Raw genomic sequence first — 10,170 nt, 5'->3', positions numbered from 1 at the left:
AGTCTCTCTCCACGGCATCCACACCTCCCGATCAAAATCGAAAAGTGTAACCCATGTCTCCGGTACGAAACGTCACCTATCTCTCAGGTCGGGCACTCTTGCACATCCCGAAGACACAGGTACGGAACGGACTCAAGCGGCAGCCTCCCAACGACCGGTTGGCGATGGTTCGCAAGGGCCAGGTCTGATGAGGAGACGCCGCCTAGCGGGATTTTCTTACGTCTTCGAATTTCAGATCAAAGCGCGCGAGATATTTGGCAAGCCGATCGGCGTCGTTGCTGCTCTTCTTTTCCAGGCGCGAGTTTGCAAACAGTGCCCGGCCCGCGGCACTGGCGCTGACATGCTCCTGGCAGGTGTGAAGAACGGCGGCGAGTTGAACGGCGTCGAAACGATCGAGGCTGTTAACGGCGTCCTCGCCGAGCAGATCGATGAGGATGTCGTCGGATGACCGGCGTCCCGAGGAGCCGCGCCAGGCTGCCTTCAGGCGTCGGATCTCGTCATCGACTACCTCGACAGTGATTCGGCCTTGAGGCGCGAGCGTTGCCATGCGCGTGACGGAAGCGGACAAGTCGCGGAAGTTCGCGCTCCAGACAGCTTCCGAGCCGGTTGCAAATGCGAGATAGCGGCTTCGCGCCTCTTTGTTGAACGTCACGTTCTGCCCTTCACGTTCAAGGAACCGTCGAAGCTCGAAATCGAGATTGGGCTCGATATCTTCCTTGCGCTCGCGCAACGCCGGCAGCTGGAAAGTCCATAGATTGAGCCGGGCAAAGAGATCTTCGCGGAATTGACCGTGGTGGACGGCTTCACCGAGATCGCGATTGGTACCCGCCAGAAGCTGGAAGTCGGCGGAAACTTCGCGGTCCGCGCCGACCGGCAGGAAGCGCTTCTCCTCGATCGCCCGCAGGCACATGGCCTGTTCATCCAGGCCGAGTTCGCCGATCTCATCGAGAAAGAGCACACCCTTGTCCGCCGACTTCAGCAGGCCGGGCCGTTCGCCTGCCGCGCCGGTAAAGGCGCCTTTGACATGGCCGAAAAGCGCCGACATGGCGTGATCGCCGCGGAGCGTTGCGCAGTTGACCTCAACGAACGGACCGCTGACTTTTCGCTCGACCCTCTTGAGTTCGTAGATGCGCTTGGCAAGCTGGGATTTTCCCGCGCCGGTCGGGCCGGTCAGCAAGACGGGAGCGGTGGAACGGATCACAACGCGCTCGATCTCGTCGATCATGCGGTTGAAGGCGGGGTTTCGCGTCGAAATACCGGATTTCAGAAATGAGGCGGCATCGGCCTGTTCGGATGCGAAGCGCTTGGCGATTTCGTCATAGCGCGAGAGATCAAGATCGATGATGCGATGGGTTCCCGCGAAATCCTGTCCCGGCTCGCGCTCGCGCGGCGGAGAGAGCTGCAGCAACCTGCCGGGGATGATGCGCGCTTCGGTCAGGAGGAACCAGCAGATCTGGGCGACATGGGTGCCGGTGGTGATGTTGACGAAATAGTCTTCGGCCTCGGGATCGAAACTGTAGTCCCGGGCAAAATCCCTGAGGCTCGTATAGACTTCGGAAAAGTCCCAGGGGTCCCGCAGATTGATGATGCGCTGGCGAACCTCCGTCGCGGGCGAAATCGTCTCGATATCCCTGATCACAGTTTTGGCCAGCCAGTGGGAATGGTTGTCGTGGATCAATTCCAGCCGATCGATAAAAAGACCGGCCTGTTGGCAAAGGCCGACGTTCGGCCGCCAGCGCGTCCATCGGTCTTCACGCCGGCCCACGTCGAGAGTCGTTCCAAGCATGCTGATGGCGACTCGGCGCTTCATCATTTATCCAAAATTATAAAATCCTATATCATCAGATAGACTATTCCCCTTTCTCGAACTTGGCAATTTGCAAGGCAGAAATTGTCTTATAAGTTTTTATCATTATAAATCAAAAGTTTATGATCTATTTCGCGGAAACTTGTCGCGGACTTTAGAAACTGGCACGCCACTTGAATTGTATTGGGCAGAACCAAATCAAAGAGGTGCTGCCATGGTGAACAAGGCAATCTTCAAATCCTATTTCGGAAAGCTGCTTGCCGGCACGACGACGACCAACCACGAAGGCGCAGCAGCCTATGCTCTCTCGCCGCGTGAAGCCCTGGCGCAATATGCCGTCACCGGAACATTCGGCGACACGTTCTATGCGGATGCCGGGGAACAGCTCGATGCCGTGATGCGCCTAGGTGCGGAGGTCGAGCCGGAATTCCTGGCAAAGCTCGCGGTCTACGCGGCGGAGAAGGGCCATATGAAGGACATGCCGGTCATGCTGCTGGCGATGCTTTCGGGCCTCGAAAGCGATGCCTTTGCGCGGGCGTTTCCGCGTGTCGTGAAGAGCGGCAAGATGTTGCGCGGCGTCGTGCAGGTCATGCGGTCGGGTGTGACCGGCCGGAAATCGCTCGGATCGCGGCCGAAGAAGATGGTGCAGGCCTGGTTCGACCGGGTGACGACGGAACAGTTTCTGCATGCGATGGTCGGCAATGATCCGTCGCTGCCGGATGTGATCCGGATGGTACATCCGAAGCCGCGAGACGCGGAGCGTCAGGCGCTCTACGCCTGGGCAGTCGGCAAGCCGTATGATTTCGCCGCATTGCCGGTGGAGGTAAAGACGTTCGAAGCGTTCAAGCGCGATAGCAGCTTGCCGCTGCCGCCCGTGCCGTTCCAGATGTTGACCTCGCTTGGTCTGAGCAAGGAGCAGTGGTCGGAAATCGCCTTGAAGGGCTCGTGGCAGATGGTGCGCCAGAACCTCAACACCTTTGCCCGAAACCGCGTGTTCGAGGTGAATGGCATGGCCGCACGGCTTGCTGCGCGGATCGCCGATCCGGAAGCGGTGCGCAAGGCGCGTGTCTTCCCCTACCAGTTGATGGTGGCGTGGCATATGGCGAACCGGACGGTTCCGGCTGTCGTTGCGGATGCTCTGCAGGATGCGATGGAGGTGGCAGTCTCCAGCGTGCCGACGATCGGCGGGAAGGTCGTGGTCTGCCCGGATGTCTCCGGCTCCATGTCGTCCCCCGTCACCGGCTACCGAAAGGGCGCGACATCAACCGTCCGCTGCATCGATGTCGCAGCACTCGTGGCTGCGTCGTTCCTGCGGCGTAACCGGCAGACGCGTATCATCCCGTTCGAACAGGACGTCGTGAACGTCCAGCTGAACGGGCGTGACAGCGTGATGACCAATGCGGCGAAGCTCGCGGCAGTCGGCGGTGGCGGAACGAACTGCTCCGCGCCGCTGCGGCTGCTGGCAAAGGAGAAGGCGGCGGTCGACCTCGTGCTCTTCGTCTCGGATAACCAGTCCTGGATGGATGCGCAGGGGCAGGGCCAGGCGACCGGGATGATGGCTGAATGGGCGCGGATCAAGAGGCTGAACCCGGCGGCGAAGCTGGTCTGCCTCGACATCCAGCCCTACGTCCAGACGCCGGCAACGGGAGAGGACGTGCTGAATATCGGCGGCTTCTCGGATGCCGTCTACGGAGCCATCACCAGCTTCGCGGCCGGCAAATCCGGTCCGGGCGAATGGCTTCGCCGGATCGAGGCGACCGATCTTTGAAATTGCTTCGCGCCGCCAGTGAACGGCGCGAGGCACCGTGACGAATGCCGGATGGAACTACAGATTGTCACTCTCCAGGTCGCGGGTTCGAATCCCGTCGGGTCCCCCAAAATACAAGGATCCGTAGCTCAGCGGATAGAGCGGGTGTTCCACCACATCTCGTCGTCACGGACCAATCGAAAGACATGTAAAAAGACATGGCGAATGCCGGGGAAACTACATCGGTAACCCCGGGCGCGGGTTCAAGGCCCGCCTTGTCGCGCGAATCCCGAAAGGGAGAAGGATGCACAAGATGTTTCCTCAGGACTTGTCGCCATCACGAGAATTGCAGCGGCGAATGCCGGACGAAACTACAGCCTCCGTATCGAGGTGGCCTGACAGGTTCGACTCCTGTCCCGGCAGCGCTCTCTGGCACGAGCGGGGCCACTCGGTTTCGTCCACCTTTGTCGCCGCTGCAAAAATGCCTGGCGTCCGGGAAAATCGTCGCCCAGGCGAGCATGAAACGTAACCAGGAAGAAGGACTGCAGACGCAGAAAAGAAGATGACCGAGATAATGAGCGGACAGGATCTGATCGATGCAGGCATGAGCCAGGGCAAGTGGTTTCGTCCGGCTCTCGATGCGGCCAACAGGGTTTTGAGCCAGGGCGGTTCGGCCGCGGAGGCGCTTGAAGCAGCAAGGGCTTTTCAGCCGGGGCCGACGCTCGCACTGAGATCGGATAACGATATCGAGATCTATTCCAATATCCGCGCCGAGAACGCCTTCGAGCAGGACAATGTCGAAAAGGTCAATGCTACGATGCGGGCGCTGGTACGCACGCCGGTCGTCCGGGCTGCGGCGATCATGCCGGACGCCTGCCCGGCCGGGCCGGTCGGCACCATTCCGGTTGGCGGTGTCGTGGCATCCGAGGCGATCCATCCGGGCATGCACTCGGCTGACATCTGCTGCTCCATGGCAATCTCGATCTTTCCGGATGTCGATCCGAAATCGCTTCTCGACGCCGTGCATGCGGTAACGCATTTCGGGCCTGGTGGCCGTCCGCGCGGTGCGCAGATCAAGCCTTCCGAAGCGACGCTGTCGGCCTTCCAGCAGAACCCGTTCCTGCGGGACGGGGCACTCAGTGCCGGCATCGAACATTTCGGCACGCAGGGCGACGGCAATCATTTCGCTTTTGTCGGAACGATGAAATCGACCGGCGAGACCGCGCTCGTCACCCATCACGGGTCGCGTGCACCGGGTGCCCGGCTCTACGAAAAGGGCATGAAGGCCGCGAACCGCTTTCGCGAGCAGATCTCGCCGGAAACCCTGCGGGATAATGCATGGATTCCCGCCGACACCGAAGAGGGCGACCTCTACTGGTCGGCTCTGCAGGCCATCCGGCAGTGGACGAGGGAAAACCATTATGTCGTGCATGACATGGCGGCAAAGGCACTCTCGGCGAAGGTGGCCGATCGTTTCTGGAACGAGCACAATTTCGTTTTCCGGAAATCGGACGGCCTCTTCTATCACGGCAAGGGAGCGACGCCGGCCTTCGACAAATGGGCTGAGGATGCCACCGATCTGACGATCATTCCGCTGAACATGGCGGAACCGATCCTGATCGTCCGCGGCTCCAACGCCGCCCATGGCCTCGGCTTCTCGCCACACGGCGCCGGCCGAAATTTTTCGCGCAGCGCCCATATCAGGCGCCTGGCGGAAGAATATGGCGCGGATGCCCGCGGCTTGAGCCCGAACAACATGGCGGCGATCATGGAAAAGGAGACGGCGGGTCTGGACGTTCGCTTCTTCTCGGGCTTTGCCGACGTCTCGGAACTGCCGAGCGCCTACAAGTCCGCGGCCAATGTGCGTGCGCAGATCGAGCACTACGGTCTGGCCGAGGTGGTCGACGAGGTCGTTCCGTACGGAAGCATCATGGCCGGCGACTGGCAGAAGGATGCACCCTGGCGTCGCAAACGGGAACGCCGTTGATTGCCTTCAGTGCTCCGGCCTTTGCCGTATTGGCAAGGGCCGCAGCACGATACGTGCGGCAATTCTGCCGTCGGTTCCTATTACTTTATCAGGGCCTAAGTATCCGCATCTCTTCGCATTATCTAAAAACTAACGTTGCCTCGTAACCACTCCTAAAGCCAACTGTGGCACCTTGTCGGCTATCGAAATTTGCTTCCAAATTTTTCGGCTGGGGTTTGTTATGAGTCACAATCGGGACGCCTGGGTCAGCCAGCGCGCTTATTCGCTGTGGGAATCGGAAGGCCGGCCGGAGGGGCGCGGGGAAAGCCACTGGATGCAGGCGCTCAAGGAATTCGAGCAACTGGAATTGACCAAAGCCTCGCCCGACGGAAATGACCTTATCGAGAAACTGAAGGCGGCCGGACGGCTGATGCGGGTCTATGACGGGGCGGTCCCCGCCGTCGAGAACGGCCTTCAGCTGAAAGCGGCGCGTTAAAACCTTTTCCAGTCGAATTGAAGCACTCATCCCGCCCGGATGCAGCAATGTGTCATCCCGATACTACTGGCGGGCGGCCCAGCCGAGGCCGCGCCGCAGGATGAGCGGCATAAAGGGATGGTCGAACTCGGCGGCGACATGGCCGAGTGCGGAATAGAAGATGCGACCGGCGCCGAAATGGCGTTTGAAGACGACGGGCATCACCACATTGCGCGCCGCCGGATCGTAGGCGCCGGTGAAAGTGGTGGTCGCAAGGATTTCGACCGTCGGATCATAATGCAGATAATATTGCTCCGAACGGTAGTCGAAATCGGGAATGCCCTCCATGACGGGATCGTCCTGGCGGGTGACGGCGACACGGAAATCGATGATGTTGCCGGGATGGGCGACCCAGGTGACGCCGCAGACGTAGCGGAAAGGCGCGCTTTCCTTGAAGGAGGTGGCGAGTGCGCCGTGATGGCCGGCTAGTCCGAGACCTCCACGTACAGCCTCGACCAGGGCGCTAGCATGGGGCTTTTCCAGCGTTCCGCCGGTGATGATGGGCACCAGCAAATCCGCCTTGGCCAGGATCGGAGATCCGAATATGCCGAGATCGCCGGTCACCTCCACGGCGAAGTCGTCCTCGCGCAGGAGATCGGCGACGATATGGGCGCATTGTTCCGGCTCATGGCCCTGCCAGCCGCCCCAGACGATCAATGCCTTCCTCATTCCCGTTCTCCTTGCTGTCTGTCGCGGATCGTTGAGCATCGCCCGATGGTACAAGCCGCTTAAATCGAGCGGTCATGCAAATCACGCGAATAATTGATCGACTTCCCCGTTTCGGCCAAATCGCAATACCGCCGGTTTCGGTATTTGACGTATTGTCCGCTCGCGCCGATCGAAGTTCCTTCTTTTTATTGACGCGTATCTCGTCTAGGTTTCTTCCATCTCTCACTGATAATTAAGGGTGGTGCATGGCAGGTGAAACGATTCTTGTGGTCGGCGGCGCCGGTTATATCGGCTCGCATACGTGCCTCGACCTGGCGAACAAGGGCTATAGGCCTGTCGTCTTCGATAATTTTTCGAACGGCCATCGCGAGTTCGTCAAATGGGGGCCGGCGGAAGAGGGCGACATTCGCGATCGTGCTCGGCTGGACGAGGTGCTGGCCAAGCACAAGCCGGCGGCAATCCTTCACTTCGCGGCGCTGATCGAGGTCGGCGAATCGGTCAAGGATCCGGTTTCATTCTATGAAAATAATGTGATCGGCACCTTGACGCTGCTTTCGGCGGCGCAGGCGGCCGGCGTCAACGCCTTCGTCTTCTCCTCCACCTGCGCCACCTATGGCCTGCCACAGAGCGTACCGCTCGACGAGACGCACCGGCAGGTGCCGATCAACCCGTATGGGCGGACGAAATATATCGTCGAACAGGCGCTTGCCGATTACGACCAGTACAAGGGCCTGCGCTCGGTGGTGCTGCGTTATTTCAATGCGGCCGGTGCTGATTTCGAAGGTCGGATCGGCGAGTGGCACCAGCCGGAAACGCATGCGATTCCCTTGGCGATCGACGCCGCACTCGGCCGTCGCCAGGGCTTCAAGGTGTTCGGTAGCGACTACGAGACGCGCGACGGCACCTGCGTGCGCGACTACATCCATGTGCTCGACCTTGCCGACGCGCATGTGCGCGCCGTCGAATATCTGCTGAAGGGCGGCGATTCCGTCGCGCTCAACCTCGGCACCGGCACGGGTACGACGGTCAGGGAATTGCTGGGCGCGATCGAGGACGTGTCGAACCGACCCTTCCCTGTCGAATATATCGGCCGGCGCGAAGGGGATTCGCATACGCTGGTCGCCAACAACGACAAGGCGCGCGACGTGCTCGGCTGGGTGCCGCAATATGATCTGTCCGAGATCATCCGCTCCGCCTGGAATTGGCATGCAAAATCCAACCAACATTGAGCCAAGCAGCATTGAGCCAAAAAGCCTTGAAAAGCTCCGCCGGCCCAATATTCTGCTGATCACCGCGGACCAATGGCGTGGCGACTGCCTGTCGGCGGTCGGTCATACTTGTGTGAAAACACCTCACATCGATGCACTGGCGCGCGAAGGCACGCTCTTCCGGCAGCATTATGCCGGGGCCGCGCCCTGCTCTCCGGCCCGGGCCACGCTTTATACCGGCCTTTATCAGATGAACCACCGCGTCTGCCGCAATGGTTCGCCGCTCGACGCTCGCTTCGACAATCTGGCTCTAGCTGCCCGGCGGGCGGGATACGACCCAACGCTGTTCGGCTATACCGACACGGCGCCCGATCCGCGCGGCATGGATGCGGCTGACCCGCATCTGACCACCTACGAAGGCGTGTTGCCGGGTTTTACCGCTCGCCAACTCCTGCCCGAGCATGAGCGGCAATGGCTCTCATGGCTCAGGTCACGTAGCCATGCAAATGCCGTCAGCCGCGACATCCACATCCCCGTCGGTGCGCGAGCCGGCGAAATTTCCGATGCTGCACCAGCCTATTCCAGCGATGAGACCCAGACCGCCTTCCTGGCCGGCGAGTTCATTCGCTGGATGGGCGAACAGGACCGGCCGTGGTTTGCGCATGTCTCCTTCTTGCGTCCGCACCCGCCATTCTCAGTGCCGGCGCCGTTCAACCGGATGTACAAGCCGGATGACGGGCCGGCCTTTGCGCGTGCGGAAAACCGCCAAGCGGAACAGGAAGCTCATCCCTATCTCGCCCATGCCATGCCGCTCACCGACAAGGGCAGCTTCATTCACGGGGCGCAAGGGCCGCTCAGCGCCTGGAGCAGCGAGGACTTCGCGGCGATCCGGGCAATTTATTACGGGATGATCTCAGAGGTCGATGCGCAGCTCGGCCGGATCTGGCAGGCGCTGAAGGATGCGGGCGCTTGGGAGAATACGCTCGTCGTCTTCACCTCGGACCACGCCGAGATGGCGGGAGATCACTGGACGCTCGGCAAGGGTGGCTTCTTCGATGGCAGCTACCATATCCCGTTGATCATCCGCGATCCCACAAACGCTGCGGCCGGCAGGATCGTTGACGATTTCACCAGCGCTGCGGATATTTTTCCCACCTTGTGCGTAAGGCTCGGCATCGAGCCGAAGAACGGCCTCGACGGTCGGTCGCTGATGCCGTTCATCACGGGCGAGGTCGTCGAAGGCTGGCGCGACGCGATATTCTGGGAATTCGATTTCCGCGACATCGCCAAGGGCGAGGCGGAGCGGCATTTCGGGCTGGGGCCGAACCAATGCAACCTCGCCGTGATCCGCGACGATCGGTTCAAATATGTGCATTTTGCCGCACTGCCGCCGCTGCTCTTCGATCTCAGCAATGATCCGATGGAGCTCGACGATGTCGCGACTGATCCGGCCTATGCGGCGATCCGGCTTGAATATGCCGAGAAGTTGCTCTCGCTGAGAGCACGGCATCTCGACCAGACGCTTGCCTATACCGAGCTGACGGAAAAGGGGCCGGTGACGCACCGACCCCGGTAGAGCGTTTCCGTCTTCTTCGAATGGAGGCACCGCTCGCTTTATTTTTACGTCCAGCAAGACCCACTGTGCGCTTTGCCGGAATTACCTTGAATCAGCCCAGATAGTCGCGCTTGCCGATCGGTGCGCCCTGGTTGCGCAGGATGGCGTGGGCGGTGGCGACGTGAAAGTAGAAGTTCGGCAGGGCGAAGGTGGTGACATATTCGTCACCCGGCAGCACGATGCCGCTCTTGCCCGGCAGAGTGATCTGTCGGCTTTCCGCGCCCTCCAGGGCTTGCGCCGAGAAGCCGGCGAGATAGGCTTCTGTCTTTGCCAGGCGCTCGCGCAAATGCTCGATCGTCGTCTCGTTATCCTCGAACTTTGGCGCGTCGGTTGCGGTCAGGCGAGCGAGCGTGAACTTGGCGCTGTCGCTGGCCCGCTGATATTGGCCGGCGAGCGGCAGCATGTCGGGTGCAAGCCGCGCGGAGACGAGTATCGCGGGATCGATATTCTTTTCCTTCGCATAGGCTTCAGCCTTATCGAGATAGGTCTTCAGGCTGGCGAGGCCGCGCTGGAACATCGGAACGGTAAGGCGATAGATCGAAATGGACATCAGTCTGTCTCCAGAATTTTCAAAATGAGCGGCCGCGGCGATGTCGAAGGGCCTGCGGCGGGGCCTGTCTTCG

The 10,170-nt window shown here is 60.6% G+C and carries 8 protein-coding genes; 5 read left to right on the top strand and 3 right to left on the bottom strand.

Features of this window, described 5'->3' with window-relative positions:
• Positions 1-202 precede the first annotated feature (202 nt).
• Complete coding sequence (rtcR, locus tag FHT70_RS28300; RefSeq protein WP_183706418.1) at positions 203-1,810, bottom strand: RNA repair transcriptional activator RtcR; 1,608 nt, start codon at positions 1,808-1,810, stop codon at positions 203-205.
• Positions 1,811-2,021: 211 nt separating this feature from the next.
• On the opposite strand from rtcR, the gene FHT70_RS28295 reads away from it, so the two are divergent.
• The 3 genes from FHT70_RS28295 (at position 2,022) to FHT70_RS28285 (ending at position 6,016) form a co-directional block, all read left to right on the top strand.
• Entirely contained in the window at positions 2,022-3,575 is a 1,554-nt protein-coding gene (locus FHT70_RS28295) for an RNA-binding protein (RefSeq protein ID WP_183706416.1), read from the top strand.
• Positions 3,576-4,128: 553 nt separating this feature from the next.
• Positions 4,129-5,541 (top strand): RtcB family protein, encoded by a 1,413-nt coding sequence (locus FHT70_RS28290; RefSeq protein WP_183706420.1) that lies wholly within the window; start codon positions 4,129-4,131, stop codon positions 5,539-5,541.
• A gap of 220 nt (positions 5,542-5,761) precedes the next feature.
• Positions 5,762-6,016 carry a DUF2934 domain-containing protein gene (locus FHT70_RS28285; protein WP_097598228.1) on the top strand — a complete coding sequence of 85 codons (255 nt, stop codon included), beginning with the start codon at positions 5,762-5,764 and terminating at the stop codon, positions 6,014-6,016.
• Positions 6,017-6,079: 63 nt separating this feature from the next.
• Here FHT70_RS28285 and FHT70_RS28280 read toward each other — a convergent pair whose 3' ends face one another.
• On the bottom strand, positions 6,080-6,724 hold the full coding sequence (locus FHT70_RS28280; protein WP_183706414.1) for a ThuA domain-containing protein: 645 nt from the start codon (positions 6,722-6,724) through the stop codon (positions 6,080-6,082).
• A gap of 245 nt (positions 6,725-6,969) precedes the next feature.
• Here FHT70_RS28280 and galE point away from each other — a divergent pair, with 245 nt between their 5' ends.
• Positions 6,970-7,953, top strand: a complete 984-nt coding sequence (galE, locus tag FHT70_RS28275; RefSeq protein WP_183706412.1) for a UDP-glucose 4-epimerase GalE — start codon at positions 6,970-6,972, stop codon at positions 7,951-7,953.
• On the top strand, positions 7,931-9,508 hold the full coding sequence (locus FHT70_RS28270; RefSeq protein ID WP_183706410.1) for an alkaline phosphatase family protein: 1,578 nt from the start codon (positions 7,931-7,933) through the stop codon (positions 9,506-9,508). The genes galE and FHT70_RS28270 overlap by 23 nt, the downstream gene beginning before the upstream one ends.
• Positions 9,509-9,599: 91 nt before the next feature.
• On the opposite strand, the gene FHT70_RS28265 is transcribed toward FHT70_RS28270, so the two are convergent.
• Positions 9,600-10,097: a DUF1993 domain-containing protein gene (locus FHT70_RS28265; protein ID WP_097598232.1), complete on the bottom strand. Its 498-nt coding sequence runs from the start codon at positions 10,095-10,097 to the stop codon at positions 9,600-9,602.
• Positions 10,098-10,170: the final 73 nt, after the last annotated feature.

It is taken from the genome of Rhizobium sp. BK049 (genome assembly GCF_014193135.1).
Classification (GTDB): Bacteria; Pseudomonadota; Alphaproteobacteria; order Rhizobiales; family Rhizobiaceae; genus Rhizobium.
Note: the sequence above shows the minus strand (reverse complement) of the source record. Positions and strands in the feature narration are given on the sequence as shown.